General features: G+C 53.0%; 16 protein-coding genes. 6 read left to right on the forward strand and 10 right to left on the reverse strand.

What is annotated here, in order from left to right; genetic code table 11:
* The 4 genes from FYZ48_RS21165 to FYZ48_RS21180 form a co-directional block, all read right to left on the reverse strand.
* On the reverse strand, window positions 1–2,254 hold a 2,254-nt coding region (locus tag FYZ48_RS21165; RefSeq protein ID WP_149344066.1), incomplete at its 3' end, for a tetratricopeptide repeat protein.
* Between the two features lie 4 nt (window positions 2,255–2,258).
* Complete coding sequence (locus FYZ48_RS21170) at window positions 2,259–3,365, reverse strand: hypothetical protein (protein ID WP_149344068.1); 1,107 nt, start codon at window positions 3,363–3,365, stop codon at window positions 2,259–2,261.
* 628 nt (window positions 3,366–3,993) lie between these two features.
* Entirely contained in the window at window positions 3,994–4,464 is a 471-nt protein-coding gene (locus FYZ48_RS21175; RefSeq protein WP_187782148.1) for a VOC family protein, read from the reverse strand.
* Between the two features lie 25 nt (window positions 4,465–4,489).
* Complete coding sequence (locus FYZ48_RS21180) at window positions 4,490–4,981, reverse strand: MarR family winged helix-turn-helix transcriptional regulator (RefSeq protein ID WP_149344072.1); 492 nt, start codon at window positions 4,979–4,981, stop codon at window positions 4,490–4,492.
* A 263-nt stretch (window positions 4,982–5,244) separates the two neighbouring features.
* Here FYZ48_RS21180 and FYZ48_RS21185 point away from each other — a divergent pair, with 263 nt between their 5' ends.
* From FYZ48_RS21185 to FYZ48_RS21205, 5 genes are all read left to right on the forward strand, one after another.
* A complete protein-coding gene (locus tag FYZ48_RS21185) occupies window positions 5,245–6,114 on the forward strand; it encodes an aminoglycoside phosphotransferase family protein (protein ID WP_187782149.1) in 870 nt (289 codons plus the stop codon).
* A 295-nt stretch (window positions 6,115–6,409) separates the two neighbouring features.
* Window positions 6,410–7,831: a cytochrome B6 gene (locus tag FYZ48_RS21190; protein ID WP_149344076.1), complete on the forward strand. Its 1,422-nt coding sequence runs from the start codon at window positions 6,410–6,412 to the stop codon at window positions 7,829–7,831.
* Window positions 7,832–8,008: 177 nt separating this feature from the next.
* A complete protein-coding gene (locus tag FYZ48_RS21195; RefSeq protein WP_149344078.1) occupies window positions 8,009–8,314 on the forward strand; it encodes a Dabb family protein in 306 nt (101 codons plus the stop codon).
* A gap of 28 nt (window positions 8,315–8,342) precedes the next feature.
* On the forward strand, window positions 8,343–9,215 hold the full coding sequence (locus FYZ48_RS21200) for a neutral/alkaline non-lysosomal ceramidase N-terminal domain-containing protein (RefSeq protein ID WP_149344080.1): 873 nt from the start codon (window positions 8,343–8,345) through the stop codon (window positions 9,213–9,215).
* Window positions 9,185–9,784, forward strand: a complete 600-nt coding sequence (locus tag FYZ48_RS21205) for a hypothetical protein (RefSeq protein ID WP_149344082.1) — start codon at window positions 9,185–9,187, stop codon at window positions 9,782–9,784. The genes FYZ48_RS21200 and FYZ48_RS21205 overlap by 31 nt, the downstream gene beginning before the upstream one ends.
* Before the next feature lie 174 nt (window positions 9,785–9,958).
* On the opposite strand, the gene FYZ48_RS21210 is transcribed toward FYZ48_RS21205, so the two are convergent.
* On the reverse strand, window positions 9,959–10,717 hold the full coding sequence (locus tag FYZ48_RS21210; RefSeq protein ID WP_149344084.1) for an SMI1/KNR4 family protein: 759 nt from the start codon (window positions 10,715–10,717) through the stop codon (window positions 9,959–9,961).
* A 38-nt stretch (window positions 10,718–10,755) separates the two neighbouring features.
* Window positions 10,756–11,304: a formaldehyde-activating enzyme gene (gene fae / locus FYZ48_RS21215; RefSeq protein ID WP_145190482.1), complete on the reverse strand. Its 549-nt coding sequence runs from the start codon at window positions 11,302–11,304 to the stop codon at window positions 10,756–10,758.
* A 269-nt stretch (window positions 11,305–11,573) separates the two neighbouring features.
* On the opposite strand from fae, the gene FYZ48_RS21220 reads away from it, so the two are divergent.
* On the forward strand, window positions 11,574–11,867 hold the full coding sequence (locus FYZ48_RS21220) for a hypothetical protein (RefSeq protein ID WP_149344086.1): 294 nt from the start codon (window positions 11,574–11,576) through the stop codon (window positions 11,865–11,867).
* 5 nt (window positions 11,868–11,872) lie between these two features.
* On the opposite strand, the gene FYZ48_RS21225 is transcribed toward FYZ48_RS21220, so the two are convergent.
* The 4 genes from FYZ48_RS21225 to FYZ48_RS21240 all read right to left on the reverse strand — a co-directional run bounded on the left by FYZ48_RS21225 (window position 11,873) and on the right by FYZ48_RS21240 (window position 15,351).
* On the reverse strand, window positions 11,873–12,367 hold the full coding sequence (locus FYZ48_RS21225; RefSeq protein WP_149344088.1) for a DUF7919 family protein: 495 nt from the start codon (window positions 12,365–12,367) through the stop codon (window positions 11,873–11,875).
* Window positions 12,368–12,443: 76 nt separating this feature from the next.
* Window positions 12,444–13,313 carry a phytanoyl-CoA dioxygenase family protein gene (locus FYZ48_RS21230; protein WP_149344090.1) on the reverse strand — a complete coding sequence of 290 codons (870 nt, stop codon included), beginning with the start codon at window positions 13,311–13,313 and terminating at the stop codon, window positions 12,444–12,446.
* Window positions 13,314–13,358: 45 nt separating this feature from the next.
* Window positions 13,359–13,988, reverse strand: a complete 630-nt coding sequence (locus tag FYZ48_RS21235; protein WP_149344092.1) for a hypothetical protein — start codon at window positions 13,986–13,988, stop codon at window positions 13,359–13,361.
* Window positions 13,989–14,028: 40 nt separating this feature from the next.
* Entirely contained in the window at window positions 14,029–15,351 is a 1,323-nt protein-coding gene (locus FYZ48_RS21240) for an acetylxylan esterase (RefSeq protein ID WP_149344094.1), read from the reverse strand.
* Window positions 15,352–15,658: the final 307 nt, after the last annotated feature.

Here is a 15,658-nt window from a genome sequence, read left to right on the forward strand (position 1 = left end):
GGGTGTAGTCTTCGATTTCCTGCTGGGTTTCTCCCCGTTGCCCGTAAACATAACCACGATTGACGAGTGCTTGTGCGATCTGGTCAGGTGGTGCCTCGGTTAAATTGATGACGTGGGTGTAGTTTTCGAATGCCTGCTGGGTCTCTCCCAGTTGCCCATATGTGATAGCACGATTGACGAGTGCTTTTGCGATCTGGTCAGGCGGTGCCTCGGGTAAATTAATGACGCGGGTGTAGTCTTCGATTTCCTGCTGAGTCTCTCCCCGTTGCCCGTAAACATAACCACGATTGACGAGTGCTTTTGCGATCTGGTCAGGCGGTGCTTCGGATAAATCAATGACGCGGGTGTAGTCTTCGAATGCCTGCTGAGTCTCTCTCAGTCGCCCATAAGTGATACCACGATTGAAGAGTGCTTTCGCGATCTGATCAGGCGGTGCATCGGGTAGATCTATGACGCGGGTGTAGTCTTCGATTGCCTGCTGGGTCTCTCCCAGTTGCCCATATATGACACCACGATTGACGAGTGCTTTTGCGATCTGGTCAGGAGGTGCCTCGGATTGATTAATGACGTGGGTGTAGTCTTTGATTGCCTGCTGGGTCTCTCCCCGTTGCCCGTAAACATAACCACGATTGAAGAGTGCTTTTGAGATCTGGTCAGGCGGTGCTTCGGATAAATCAATGACGCGGGTATAGTCTTCGATTTCCTGCTGAGTCTCTCCCAGTAGCCCATATGTGACACCACGGTCAAAGAGCGCTTGGGCAACCTGGTCAGCAGATGTTTCGGCCAGGTTGATAATACGAGTGTATTCGTCGATTTCCTGTTGGGAGTCTTCATTCTCTCCGGGGGAGAATGCCCGGCTTAAAGGAGTTGCTATTTTCTCCCCAGGTACGAATTCTGTGTCTGGATCGTCAGCATTTTTGAAATTCGAACTGGTGGCATAATAGCTTTTCCAGCGTTCATGATTCTTTGCGTAGTATTCAGTCCCCTCTAAAGAGTCGAGCAAATACCGGCTCAGTTCCGGCTGAATCAAATCGTTTGACATTTCTTGACGTTTGAAAATTTCAGATAACTGACGCTGTCGTTCTTCCGCAGAGAACCAGACACGTAAGACTTCGATAAAAATTTCAATTCGGCGTCGTTGGGGGCGGAAATATCGGAGTTGATACCAGGTTGAAAAGAGGCGATCTTCTACAGTGTAAACAGCTTCTTTTCCCTTTCCACCCCCGATTACATTCACGCATCCGGTATCCTTTAATCGTTTTAGCTGGGCACGTATCGTGTTCTCAGGGAGCCTGGCTGTTGAGGCAATCTCATGGACGAACGCCTGCCCCCCCTGACGCATGATCGCGTCTACAATTTTTCGATGCTGGTTCGATAAACGGTCAAGCAAACCGTTATATAACGGGGTCAATTCATCCAGGAGTTGTCGTAAAACTGCCACTGCGGATTCCACGTCGCCCATCGTGATCACTTCATAAAGCATCACGATCAGTCGTGGATTACCTCCGGTCAACCGATTGATGGCGCGCACCAGTCCATGTGATTGCGTATAACGATTGAGGAAGGCATCATTCAGTTCGTAATGGGCACGCAGTTTTAATATTTCATCAGTCTCAACATCGTTGGCAGGTAAAAGCTGGATTTCTTCAAAGTATTCCCAGAAAGGGTGGTCATATTCCTGATGATTACCCAGAATGCTGACCGACGTTGCCAGCAGGCACATCTGTCTTTCGTACATCAGGAGGCGACGAAGTGTGGATTGCATTCGTTCGTCGTCTAACGCACGTGAAAATAGCTGGTCCAGGTTTTCAACGGCAACGAGAAGGGTTTTGTTTGTCTCTTTTGCGACAGTTTTAATTCCCTCAATGGCGAGGGCTTCGCTGGATTCTTCATCAAATTCATTCTCGCATTGGTTGTGAAAATTTTCACCAGTCGTAAATCCAGTAAGTCCAAGTTGCTCCAGTATGCAGGACAAAAAATCCCGCAGCGAAGTGACTCCGATCAGTTCTTCGGGGAGAATCACTGGCAGCCAGTTTTGAGACAGGTCTTCAGATTCTTCAATTTTTTGCCGGACCATTTGCACTAGAGTGGATTTGCCAGCACCACGTGGCCCTGTGAGTAATAAACTTGAGCCTGTTTGGTCTGTTAGGCGGCGCAGGATTAAATCCAGGATGTTTTGTCTGGCAGCAAATGTGGCGGCTCTTTCCTGATCACTGACTTCATGCGCGTTGTATTTATGTCTTACATTTTTCACGTATTTATTTATCCATTTCAAAACCTGAATTAACAGTGGTATTGTGATACCATCGCGCCCACCAGTCTTTCATGATGTTCATAAAAAAAGAATAGGTATTGGCTAGCGGGTTCCATTCCAGATACCAGTCACATTCCAGATCTGCCAGTAATTCATTGAATTCAATCTCATTGGCTTCTGCACCGCGTGCTTCAATGTAAACTTCGTAAAGCAGTGGCAGAGTGGCGGGATTCTTTGCGTTGGCAACCGTGATCAGAATATTAACAATCGCTTTCTCCTGATCGGCATCATATTGCTCTAGCCTTCGTCGGTATTGATCAAAGTACCGTTTGCAGGTCGGCCCCATCAGACGTCGTTGGTAAATGGTGTCGATCATCTCTTGTGTAATTTCTGTGTCTGATGCTTTTCTCCTCTGGGCCAGTTCCGAAAAGAACAGCTGAATAAAATAGGGGACCGGTTGTCCAATGCAGGTAAGTAGGTGTTCCACGGTGTCGTCTGAAATTGTGAGCTTTTCATTTTCCGCCAACTTGCAGCAGAGACTTGCGGCATCTGGGGTTTCCAGGGGTTCCACGGCAAGTCGATTGAAGTCGTTCAGAGTTTCGGGGCACCTCAGACGTCGATCCAGAATGTAGTTCAGGCCTGTGCTGCCTGCCACTACAAAGCGATGTCTCCGTAGCTCATCGTTTTCATTCAAGCGAACTGTTCGAAACCAACTCAGGAAGCGTGTGGCAGATTCGTCACTTTCTGAGTGGGCAATTTTTTTTAACATTTCCGGCAATTCGTCGAACAGGAACAAGAGAGGCTGTTCCGCCTTTTCCAACGACAACATGATTTTTCGTGCCAGTGGTTCCCAGTCAGTCTGCTCAACTTTCTTTCGAAAAGTCACCCCGGGGACTCCTCCGGAACCATCAATGGATTCTACTTTGTTGCTGAATGCATCAACAAAATCACTCACTAAATCACCACACTGCTTTAACAGCGGTCGTAATTCTTTCTGCTCACCTGATTTTTCGATTAACCGTTGAACGAACTGTGCCCCGGTGGTGATGTCCTCCAGGTCATACGACAGCGGAAGAAAACTGAGCTGAGGATGTCGACAAAAGTGTCTCAAGAGTCCACTTTTGCCAAACCTGCGTGGAGCCAGGAGAAGCAGGTTGTGCTGTTCTAAGATGCTCCAGGCCTCAGAAACAAGCCTTTCGCGTCCATGTAGATCTTCGGGTTCAGGGATGGGCCCAACAATGTTTCTCATTTCCTCGACTCCATTTAAGTTCCTGGAAACAGTAGCAACATTTTTGTTGCTCTGGTTTAGAGGGTAGCAACGAAAGTGTTGCTAGTCAATCTTGGAGTGAAAAAATGGTCATAATTGATATAAAAACACTGTTTTCCACAAAACCTGAAATGTGAGACTGATTGTTACTGCAAGCCATCCGTAGCCTGAAATCCAAGTGAACCCTTCACTGGTGAGCTGTCTGATGCTGGTTGAATTTCCTGGACAGTGTGAATCGCCGGGAGACACAGTTTGTTTGTCCAACTGTGCTTATCCTTTACCACTCACAATCTCTATTTCACGGTTGAGCCCGAATGCAATTCGGGACGAGCGCCGTATCACAGCAAAGTCCGAAGTGTCCGCATAAATTTCCACGTCAGCTTTGTGCATCAGATTCGACTCCAAGCAAAAAAGGCACGACACTCTTTAAAGAGTGTCGTGCCTTTCGTGGTAGCAAAAAAACGCAAGGTCTTCACCCCTCGACACTCTCCCGCACCCGCTGGTTCGCGGCAGCGTCCAGAATCGCTTCGTCATAACAGACCAGCTCCACCGAGTTCCCGTCCGGATCAAAGAGATAGATCGAGTGCCAGCCGAACTGGCGATGGTCCGTCAGCATCATCTCGATCTCCAGCGCTTCCAGCCGCGCTTTCTCGCTTTCGAATACTTCCCGTTCCATCGCGAAAGCGAAGTGATGCAGCGTCCCTGTCCGGGCCCGGGCCATACCGACTTCGATTTCCTGCGGTCCGCTGAACTCCCAGGTCTGATCAAAGATCGCCAGCAATTGAGGATGCCCGTCGAAGTCATCTGCAACTTTCAGGAAGGTGCCTCCGTCAAAGCTGGCAAACAGTTCCAGTCCAATGACGTCTCGGTAGAAGGCAACCAATGCTTCCCGGTTTTCGGTTCGCAGGACCAGTTCGCCTAATCGTTTTTCACACGTATGCATATCAGTTCTCCCTGAATAGCCACTATCAATCATTCAGACCCTGCAGCATCGCCCGCAACAGATCCGCCAGTTGGTCCCGCTCTTCTGTTTTGAGCCCGCACAACGCACCTTCCGCTTCATCCAGTCGATCCGCGACCGCTTCATCGACGACTTTTCGCCCCTCTGCAGTCAGCAGCACCTTCAACGAACGGCGGTCACTGGGGGAAGGCCGACGTTCGACGAGCCCCTGTTCCTCCAGACGGTCAATCCGGTTCGTCATCGCTCCCGAGGAGAGCATCACCGCCTCCATCAGTTCCGTGGGCGTCAAACCCTGCGGATCTCCCGCTCTGCGGAGCGTGGCCAGAATGTCAAAGCCCCCCACGGTCAGACCGTACGGCTTCAGTGTTTCACTCACCCGACGCTCCAGCCGCGTCGCCAGTCGCAAAACCCGACCGACAACCCCCATGGGTTCGACATTGAGGTCCGGGCGTTCTGTTTTCCATTGACTGATTAAGATGTCGATCAAATCCTGTGCCATAAATTTATGATGACTCCGCGCTCGCATGAGGAATGAATTTATCGTACGACAAGCATAGATCAGCCATACTTTCAGGTCAAGTATCTTCATGTGGAGATATTAATGACTGAATAAATGACTTGTGACAGACTGGGGTTCACAAACGTTTGGTAAATGATACGATTGTGGACTGTTCGGTCTAAAAGTCTGTTTTTAGTCCTGATTGGAATGCAATCTGCTTGTATCTCAATCAACTGTCCTACTTTGAAACCGAGGAAATCCACTTGAACCAACCCCAGGCTGAAATCCAGGTCGACCTGCCACTGGTCCGCCAGCTGTTGCTGGTTGATTATCCTGCATTAGCAAATCAGCCTCTGTTTCTGGTCGATGAAGGCTGGGACAATTTCATCTTTCGTATCGGCGAACATCACGCGGTCCGCTTGCCCCGCCGTGCTGCCGCGGTACCTTTCCTGCAAAATGAACAGCGCTGTCTGCCAAAACTTGCAGAGCGGCTCTCCCTGGAATTGCCTCTCCACGTTCACATCGGTTCCTCCGGTCCCCGTTTTCCCTGGACCTGGAGCATTGTGAACTGGGTTCCCGGGCAAACCTCTGAGAAGCATGCTTTCCCTGACGCAGACGTTCGCCTGCTGGCGGAAACCCTTTCTATACTGCATCAGCCGGCTGAAGACGGGGCACCGCAGAATCCCTATCGTGGCGTTCCCCTGCAGTCGCGCAGTCAGGGAGTCGAAGAACGACTGCATCGGCAACGCGAATGTACCGACGTCGATGTCACGCGTCTGACAGACATCTGGCACGCCTGTTGTGAGACGCCCCCCGCTGACCAGATGGTCTGGATTCACGGCGATCTGCATCCCCGCAACGTGATTGTTCGCGATGGTGCCCTGGTCGGCCTGATCGACTGGGGGGACGTATCAGCCGGTGATCCCGCGACCGATCTGGCGTGCACCTGGCTCTTACTGGAAACCCCCGCCAGCAGAACCGCATTCCTTGATATCTATGACGCTGAGCCTTGCCTGATTCAGCGCGCTCTCGGCTGGGCGCTACTGATGGGGCTGATTTTGCTCGACAGTGGCGAACGCCGCCACGTCTCTCTCGGCCAGGCGACGCTCCGACGCATACTGGCCGACGCCTGAGCCACGCATGTTCTCCCCAATGGTTGATTTCATTGTACGGTGATCACTCAGCCTGGTTGCTCAGCCGTCAGTTCGCCTGTACAGGATGCCCCCTTGTCGTTCTTCATCGCACCCCTGATGTGCCATAATCCCGCAATGTTAGCCTCTTTTGTGTTTCCTCCCGTTTTGGCACAGCTCCTGCAGTTTTGTTCTCATCAAAGTCATACAGAAAAATAGCAGGCTATACAAAAGACGGGCCACGAGACTTCGAACATCCTGCGTTTGAAGCAGACCATCTGCCTAAAGGGGAACCACCATGTCACTCAAGTCATTCGGGATCACAGCCGTCGGTTTACTGTTAAGCCTGTTTCTCATTTCGTTCGCGGTCGCGTATCCACCCACGCAGCAACCGCAGGCACAGGAGCAGCTGCCCGATCAGAGCTTCATGAAGATCGTCATCGACAAGCCATTTTCCGAAACGATGCAGCAGGACATGCAGCAGAAAGACGAACTGATGCAGCGTCAGCAGTCGTTGATGCAGCAGCGTTACCATCTGGGCGATAAACCTTCCCAGACCATGATGTCAGCCGGTCGCAAAGCGGTGCAGGATGGCGTGCGGGTAAGACTGCCGCAGGGAGTCACCTGGGAACAGCTCTCCCAGATGTCACCCGCGGAGATCAAAGAGAAGAATCTGTTTCCTTACGGATTCCGCCCGCTGCCTCACGCCAACCACAAGACCGGCGGACAGGTCTTTCCCAAACAGCAGATCGACGCCATGCAGAAACTGGAGCAGCGCGATCTCTCCCGCTTCGATATCGACTTCGACCTGCCCGACCACCTGACGCCCGAATTTCCGCCGCCGATCTTCCTCTCCAGCCGACCCGATCTCGGCGATGTCTCGCAGGGCAAGGTCCTCTCAATCAAAAACTACTACGAACTTTTTAAAGGCATCCTGACTCCGGTCCAGCTGGAAGGCATGCGGGTCCTGCTGACACCGTTTCCACAGCAGCAGTTCAACCAGACCGAGGATCGCAAAGTCAAAGAACCCAGCCTGGGTGTGACCTGTCTCGATTGTCACGTTAACGGGCACACTAACGCCGCGTTTCACCTCAATCCGGACACGCGTCCCCAGGCAGCCCGCTTCCGTCTCGATACGGTCAGCCTGCGAGGGATGTTCAATCAGCAGATTCACGGCTCTAAGCGCTCACTGCGTAGTGTGGAGGACTTTACGGAATTCGAACAGCGCACCGCTTACTTCGACGGCGATCATGTGACTGCAGCCAAAAAAGGAGTGCACCTGCCCAATCGCAGTGATACCGTTTCGATGATGGCCCAGATGCAGAACATGTTCGACTTCCCTCCCGCGCCCAAACTCGATGCCTTCGGCAAGCTTGATCCAACGCAAGCGACGGAATTCGAACTGCAGGGGCAGGAGCTCTTCTTCGGTAAAGCCCGTTGTGCCGAATGTCATCCGGCACCCTTCTATCTCGACAACAAGATGCACGATCTGCACCTCGAACGCTTCTACAAACCGGAAATGATTTCGGATCAGTACAACATCGCGGACGGCCCCATCAAAACCTTCACACTGCGGGGCATTAAAGATTCGCCACCGTATCACCACGACGGGCGCCTGCTCACGCTGGCCGACTCGGTCGAGTTCTACAACCTCGTCTTGAAACTCGATCTGACACCACAGGAAAAAGAAAGCCTGGTCGCTTTCATGAAATGTCTGTAATGGGGGAGAACGGGCTCTGTCGCTGATGACCGGCGGCAGGGCCCGCCTTTGTTCTTTCAGGTGATCAACTTCGATAGCAAATTCCAGCTGGCTTGCTTAACATGGAATGAGCGGCTTCCCGACGTCGGGACCGCATTCAAGTCGAGTCCGTAATGCTATCAAGTTGAAGGATCATCCGTGATTGAACATACCGTAACCTTTCGTCTCAAGTCTGCCCCCGGTTCTGAAGCAGAGCAGACCTTCCTCGCCGCTGCCGCCGACCTGGCTGCCATCCCCGGCGTCAAAGATTTCACCATCCGCCGCCAGACCAGCCCCAAGAACGACCACACCTTCGGCATCAGTATGAAGTTCGCGACGCAGGAAGAGTTCGATTTCTACAGCAACCATCAGGCACACCAGGATTTTATTCAGGAACACTGGCTGACCACCGTCGAAGACTTTCAGGAAGCCGACTTCGAATCCCTGGACACCGTCGCCCACTAAACCCCGCCAGCCATCGAGGAGTTTTCACATGTACTCACGCCCGCTTGTCCGTTTCGCCTGCCTGACAATGCTCTGCCTGTTTGCAGCCTCCACTGCAGACGCCGCCCAACTCTATGTGGGCGCCACGTCGACCGACATCACTCCCCAGCTGCCGGTCTCACTCACGGGCCAGATGCGGACCCGCATTGCGAAAACGGTCGAAAGCCCGGTCACCGCGAACGTCCTCGTGCTGGAATCCCGCGACGGAGACAAATCACTGGAACACGTTGTCTTCGTCTCTTGTGACCTGGTCTGCATCCGGGGCGGCATTCACGAAAAAGTCCGCGAAAAACTCAAAGACCAGCTGCCCGGCCTCTCGCTGCAGAAGGTCATCATGAACGCGACCCACACGCACACCGCGCCCACGATGATCGAAGGTCGCTACACACTTCCCAAGACCGGCGTCACACAGCCTGCAGAATTCGTCGAGTTCGCCGCACAGAAAATTGCCGACGCCATTCAGAAGGCCTGGAACGAACGGCAGCCGGGCCAGGTCGGCTGGGGACTCGGGCACGCGGTCATCGCCCAGAATCGCCGGGCCCTCTATGAGGGAGGCTGGGCCAAAATGTACGGCAGTACCAGCACCAAGGATTTTCGCGGCATCGAAGGCTACGAAGATCACACCATGGAAGTCCTCTGCTTCTGGAATGACAAAGACGAACTCATCGCCACTGCTGTCAACATCGCCTGTCCCGCCCAGGCCGTCGAAGGACGCAGCACCGTCAACGCCGACTTCTGGCACCCGGTTCGCGAAGCTCTCAAGAAAAATATGGCGACCAGCTCACCGTGCTCGGCTGGGCCGGCGCCGCCGGAGATCAGGTCCCCCGCCCCATGTACCGCAAAGCAGCCGAGGCTCGCATGATGCAGCTCCGTAACCTGACGCTGCTCGAAGAACTGTCGCGGAGGATCGTCGCCGGCTGGGAAGAAGCTTATGCTGGTGCCGTGCAGGAAAAACATGCCGACGCACTGCTCAAGCACGAAGTCCGCACCATCGAACTCCCGCTACAGACTGTCAGCGAAGCAGACCACGAGCGAATTTCCAAAGAGATCAAGGCCTACGCTGACGATCCCTCCAAGGTCTGGATCAAAAACTGGAAACAACGCGTCCTCGACCGCTACGACGAACAGCAGGCCGGCACCTCCCGTCCCTATTCGATGGAACTGCACACCCTCCGCCTGGGCGACATCGCCATCGCCACGAACGACTTCGAACTCTTCACCGATTTCGGCACTCAGATGAAGTCCCGCAGCCCGGCCCTTCAGACCTTCATCATCCAGCTCTGCGGCCCCGGCTCCTACGTTCCGAATGAAAGAGCCGTCCGCGGCGGCAGCTACAGCGCTATCATCGAAAGTAACCTCGTCGGCCCCGCCGGTGGCCAGGTCCTCACCGAAGAAACCCTCAAGTCAATCAACGCACAGTTCAAAAAGTAGAAAAAAACTGAGCGGCACGGCGCCAGCCGCCGGTGTTGACCTGGATTTGCCTGACAAGGGTTCCCTGGTATCTCCGTTCCATAACGGGGCACACCATTAGCCGCAGGGCGTTAGCCCCGGTTGAAACTGGTTAGTTTAGAAGTGACCAAAAGTAGCTGACTCCTGAGACACCTGTTAATCCTTAAGGTGCTCCCATCGCGATGAAAACGACCAGTTAATCACATCAATTTCAGGTTTACAGTCAAGGAATTCATCTCCTTCTGCCAGAGCTTCTTGGTTTAAAAAATAATGTCCTGCTTCGAGGTCATCTACAAATTGCTTCATGAACTGCAACAGGTTTTTATTCAGCAGAATCACAGTGTCGTCTGCATGATCAGTGAAGATAACCTGCCCGGCAGTTCCAGTGGGAGCAGGATCCATGTCAACGCGGAGCAGTGTTTCTCCACCGTCATGTGCAAAGGCGATCGATTTGGGATTATAGATGTCTTCCCTGCGAATGCCTGAATCGGCTGCCCGAACCGGCTCCAGGTTATCTACTGGTACGTCGTTGTTTTTAAACTCTCGAATTGCCTCTTGTAGTGTAAGGAACTGCATACCATAGAAGAGACTCCCCAGGTTCCCCTCTGAATTCATTCCGTTATGGGTGCGGTAGAGTTCTTTCCACTGTTCCGGCATTTCCAGAGCGAAAACCTGTTCGGCTTCCTGAATTTCCTGCGCGGTAGCTGGCGGATTCAGATTAGCAAGGATTTTTGGGGCATGTGCTGAAAGCCAGTCATGGATTCGATGCCACGCTTCTGTGATCGTGTTCACAGGGGGATGACTCTGATGGTTACCAGCCAACTGATCGTCTCCTTTATCGCTGGTGCAGGCGGCGCTGAGTAGCGCGCCTGCCATGCAAATCGCATGGCGACGCGTCATTTTCAATTCGGGCATCCAGCATCCCTCTCGCGAGCCAGAAAACCGGGCCCCGCTTACAGCGTCCCGTCCAGACCCTTCTGGTAATACTTATGCGTGATCTCATCCTGGTGCTCCAGCAGCCAGTCGATCGAGGGTTCGTTGTGCATCGCTTTATGAATCGCCTGTGCGGTCGCTTTGCGATGAATCTCGAACAGCGCCTTGTGATCCAGGTTCTCATCGGTCGCGGCACCCGGATTCAACCAGACTGAGCAGATTATTCCCAGGTCATTCGCTTTCTCTTTCGGCAGATCACCGGCCCGCACTGCATCCAGCACACCATTGGCAATCGCTGCCTGCACGGTTCCCATCAGAATGTTCGTGTAGGCACTGCTCTTGACCGTGACCTTACTCACCATCAGCGTGACCGGCCTGACCTGGATATCCGTATTCAGAATCGCGAACACCTTCGAGTGACCCGCAGACTGTCCGCCGGTCAGCGTGGCAATCGCTGTCCCTACAGGGCCATCCAGCTCACCAATCACCACTTCCGGTTCCGCAGCCGTAAACGGCGGACCACCGGCGATCAGACATTCCCCCGTACGCATTACAATTCGATCACTCATACTGACACTCCTTGCTGGTTGAACTGAATCGGTAATTGAAACATCACCCTACCCGATCCCCCGCCAACCTGCAACCAGTCTGGTTTCCCGGCTCCTCCGCAGTATGATCCAACTCGAATTCAGATTAAAATAGCAATCACAGATCCTGAGCGGCACGGCGATAGCCGCCGGTGTTGTATCACGCGACGTATAGAAATTACCGCTACCTGGCGGCCATTCCGCTCAGATAGATATGAATTCAAACCATCAGTTGGCTCTGGCATAAAAGTATGGTCTCGGACATCACAGACACCATCACGGCGCTCCAGCAACAGGGAGCAGTTCTGATTCGCGGATATCGTTCGCAACTGGAACTGACGCAGGAATTGCAGGCCGCCATAGACGCCGGAAAACCGGCTATCGTGCAGCCAACCATGAAAAGCATGCGTCTGTTTTTTAATACCAGCGGGTTCAAGATGATGATGCAGGAAGTTCTGGAAGGACTTATAGACTATCAACTGGTGATTCTACCCAACTGCTATGGCACGCGGCTTCTAATGGCAATCGCACCTCGCATCGAATGACCATACTAGGGTCCCACACGACGCTCAATGATATTTTTACCTAATTCTTCTGCATCAAATGGCTGACTTGTATCAAAATTCCGCAATGCATCTAAGAATTCAACCGGTGGTAGGTATGAGTGTTCTTCGATGTAATGAAGTATCATATCCGGTGAGGTGAATACGACTTTTTGCTCTCGTGAAGGAATCCTGAGTTCTGTGCAACCAAGGTGACGCATTCCGCCAATTTTGCACCTGATTTTTGCATACGCTTTACACAATTTACAGGGGCGTTGTCCTCTAATTCGAGCAAAATGGATATTGATCCTCTTTGGGATGCAGCAGACCAGGTCTCGTAATTTCTTGAACAGCGCGTCGTCTATAGTCCCAACCGGGAACGAATGATTGCTATCCAGCCAGCCGATATTAAGAAGTTTTTCAAATTCACAGTCGTCAGCGAACTCATACCAACAGTTGTCGTCCGCATAATATCTGTAGGGGGAAAGATCTTCAAAATACATTTTAACTCCCTATCATCGAAAGCAAGCTCATCGGCTCTGCGCGGTGAATGCACTTCTGCCACGAACTGGTCTACACTCACTCATACCGCCGCGGACTGATCCCCGGCGCTGACCGCGCCATGTTGTCAGGTCGATTCGGCAGATCATAGTCGATCTTCTGCGTGTTCAGACTGCGAAACAGCGGTCGTACGTTTTCGGGTAACGTCTGCACCTGCTCCGGATCATAATCGGGCACTTCTCCAATCGGCCCCGCCCACGCCGGGCGATAGGCAATCGCCAGCATGTGCCGGTCAGTGTCGCTAAAATTGGGATAATTAGCGTGGAATACTTTCTGATTGATGATCACCGCCGAGCCCGCACGGCAGGTCACCAGCACTTCATCTTCATGCGACAGGTAACGCCGATACGGGTTGCCGTCCGCGTGCAGTGAAAGATGCGAACCGGGAATCACTTTGAACGGGCTATGCTCAGGCGTCAGATCATCCAGGTAATACAGCACCCGCACCAGGCAGGGCGAACTGGCACCCAGCCCGAAGATTTTCGAACCATAAGGCTGCGCGTCCGTATGAATGGCGATTCCCGGATGCCCCGGCTGTGAAACCGCGTAGGTACACGACGTACAGATCAGCTCATCCCCGAACAGCCGCTCCAAAAACGAGATCATCGTCGGCAGCGCAATCACCGAGATCGCATTCGGCGAGTCGGTCCACTGCACACCGCTGAATCCCCGCTGATGCGCGCTGTAATCGGTTCCCTGCGTCGGCAGTTGCATCAGCTCTTCACGGATCCCCGCAATCTGCTCTGCCGACAACAGGTCCGGCATCACAACATACCCATCCACCTCAAGCGAACGAATCTGCTGTCCTGTACTCAATGCCGCCCAGTCCGTTTCAACCCGCTTCGCCGCAGCGACTTCCTCACGCGAGTTAGTAAACGATACATCCATTTTGCTGACCTTTAATTGATACATTCGAGTGGGGACGAGCAACTATTACTGTTGAACCACGAAAGCAAACTCCGCTTCTTCAAGAAGTTCTCCCCGCACGAAGACATGCAACCAGCCGGGGTCCCAGGGAAAACCATCAATATACGCTTCGCGTCGAGGGTCCGGGGTGTCAAACTGAAACAACTGCCGATATCCGCTCTGTTCTAACTCTTCAAAGGCAGGACCGACGCGCGCCACATTGTCTATGCATGGTCTTCCACCGACTTTAGACCAGGGAGAAACTTGTTCCGGGGATTCCGGCATTCGATCTGTTTGCATCGGTTCGAACCGAATTCGCTGACAGCTTACTTCCGCTTTGATCCCTGAAGCACTGTCCGACATGCCACCCTGATGGACGACCGCGTGAATCATCTTCGAGGGGAAAAGCACCCGGTTGTTAAACGAAATTACATCGCGTGTTTCATCATCGCCATAAATATCGAATGAGTAAAACAGTGAGACAGCCCGGCCTGTCTCAAATTCGATCGTACCGAAATATTTCTGATTCACATCAACATACAGAGGCTCTACATCCCTCGGGACAGCACCACCAATTTTAGAACCGTGATCTGTCGACTCACGGTCATAAGCAAACGGGCGACACTGATTCAGGTCTGGTAGTTCGTTGAATGCCATGACGATTCTGCTGGAGAGAGTATCAACAGGAAAAATCCCCTTACTTCTTCGCCTGCTCCTCCACATGTTCCAGCACCGCATCAAAAAATGCCTTGTGAACATCCGCCGGGGCTGCGTGGCCCATCAGGGGTTTGTTGATGATCTGCTTCTTGCCGCTCAGCTGGTTATAAGCCGCGTAACAGCTTGATGGCGGACAGACGCTGTCGATAAAACCCACACTCATAATCGCATCCGCCTTCGCCCGCGTGGCGAAGTTGACTGCGTCGACATACGCTGCTGCTTCCAACTGGGTGGGATCGGGTTTGCCGTCCGCGCCGGTTTCGACCAGCTTGGGCCAGCCGTTAATCCGGCCGGCAGCACGTCCTGAATGATCGCAGATCGCGGGAACCCCCGTGGCGATGAACGTCACCCGGTTATCCAGACCACCGGCTGCCAGTGCCTGGCCGCCTCCCTGGCTGTGGCCGATCACAATCACGGTCTTCCCGTCCCACTCGGGTTGCGCAGTCAGAAAATCAATCGCCCGCACCAGACGCAAAAACATCCCGCGGAAGTAAACCGTATCACGGCTCTCGCGACCCGCCTGTCGATAATCTTTCAGTTTGCCGGCCGCCAAATCTTTGTAATATTGAGCCGGCTTTCCGTTCGGCAGGCCGTGTGCGTTGATGTCCATCGACAGCATTCCGTTGTTCGCTCCTTTGACGGCATTCGTCAGCGATGAACTCCGCACCCCGGCCCCGTGCACCCACAGAATCGCCGGCAGGCTCTTCGCTTTCGCATCCTTCGGCTTCCCGAAATAACCGGAAACCGGAGCACCACCCAGGCAGTTCACCTGCACGTCGAATGCTTCAACCTTGGCGTCCTTCTGCTTGACCGGCGTCAGTTTCGGATCCATGGGAACCTCTTCGAGTTTCGCGATCTGATTGGTCCAGAACTGGTCGAAGTCTCCCGGGGCCGGCTTGCTGAGTTCGATCTTTTCCGGCGAGAACCCTGCTCCCGCGATTTTAGTCTGATTCACCGGCGCACCTGCTTTGACCACGCACCGCAGAAATCCCGGCTTGTCCGATGTGACTTCTACCTCGGTCGGTTCTTCACCCAGTGTCTTGCTCCCTTGAGGGAAACCGGAAGCCCCGCCGATGAAATTATCCACGGTAAAGCTCAGCTTCTCACCTGAGACCGGCTTGCCATTCTTAGTCAGCGAAATCAGAAACTTCGCCGTCTCACCGGCCTTATAGATCGCATCAGGGCGATCGGTGACCACCTTCAATTCGTATTTGTCCGCAGCTACAGCCGAAGCAGACAGTGAGAGCAGCAGCGCCAGGGTCAGGCAGGACGAGACGATATGTTTCAGAAATCTTGGATGCATGATGTATTCCTGTGATCAAGTTTCAAGCGAAATCCGGCGGCCCGGAGTCTCTCTACCAGTCTAACAGACACTCGCTGAAACGGAAGCCAGACAGCCTCTGATCAACCACACTGGTCGCTCAGCAATCTGTGGTCCCTCTCGAAAGGACATAGCCGGAGCGAACGTACTTCATGAATCATTCACGAATAGATGAGTCTGTCATTAGTTTTTCAAAAAAGAACTGGCTTCATGGAAAAAGATGCACACAATGGCACATGATCTGCCTGATTAAAAACAGGAGCACCCGCCAGACTGATCTGGCTCCCTG

The organism is Gimesia chilikensis (genome assembly GCF_008329715.1).
Classification (GTDB): Bacteria; Planctomycetota; Planctomycetia; order Planctomycetales; family Planctomycetaceae; genus Gimesia; species Gimesia chilikensis.

What these genes read in the sequence shown, in the direction of transcription:
- FYZ48_RS21220 (WP_149344086.1), top strand. Translation starts at nt 11,574, where the DNA reads ATGGTCTCGGACATCACAGACACCATCACGGCGCTCCAGCAACAGGGA.
- FYZ48_RS21175 (WP_187782148.1), bottom strand. Translation starts at nt 4,464, where the DNA reads ATGCATACGTGTGAAAAACGATTAGGCGAACTGGTCCTGCGAACCGAA.
- FYZ48_RS21205 (WP_149344082.1), top strand. Translation starts at nt 9,185, where the DNA reads ATGTACCGCAAAGCAGCCGAGGCTCGCATGATGCAGCTCCGTAACCTG.
- FYZ48_RS21225 (WP_149344088.1), bottom strand. Translation starts at nt 12,367, where the DNA reads ATGTATTTTGAAGATCTTTCCCCCTACAGATATTATGCGGACGACAAC.
- FYZ48_RS21210 (WP_149344084.1), bottom strand. Translation starts at nt 10,717, where the DNA reads ATGCCCGAATTGAAAATGACGCGTCGCCATGCGATTTGCATGGCAGGC.
- FYZ48_RS21230 (WP_149344090.1), bottom strand. Translation starts at nt 13,313, where the DNA reads ATGGATGTATCGTTTACTAACTCGCGTGAGGAAGTCGCTGCGGCGAAG.
- FYZ48_RS21180 (WP_149344072.1), bottom strand. Translation starts at nt 4,981, where the DNA reads ATGGCACAGGATTTGATCGACATCTTAATCAGTCAATGGAAAACAGAA.
- FYZ48_RS21200 (WP_149344080.1), top strand. Translation starts at nt 8,343, where the DNA reads ATGTACTCACGCCCGCTTGTCCGTTTCGCCTGCCTGACAATGCTCTGC.
- FYZ48_RS21240 (WP_149344094.1), bottom strand. Translation starts at nt 15,351, where the DNA reads ATGCATCCAAGATTTCTGAAACATATCGTCTCGTCCTGCCTGACCCTG.
- FYZ48_RS21235 (WP_149344092.1), bottom strand. Translation starts at nt 13,988, where the DNA reads ATGGCATTCAACGAACTACCAGACCTGAATCAGTGTCGCCCGTTTGCT.
- FYZ48_RS21190 (WP_149344076.1), top strand. Translation starts at nt 6,410, where the DNA reads ATGTCACTCAAGTCATTCGGGATCACAGCCGTCGGTTTACTGTTAAGC.
- fae (WP_145190482.1), bottom strand. Translation starts at nt 11,304, where the DNA reads ATGAGTGATCGAATTGTAATGCGTACGGGGGAATGTCTGATCGCCGGT.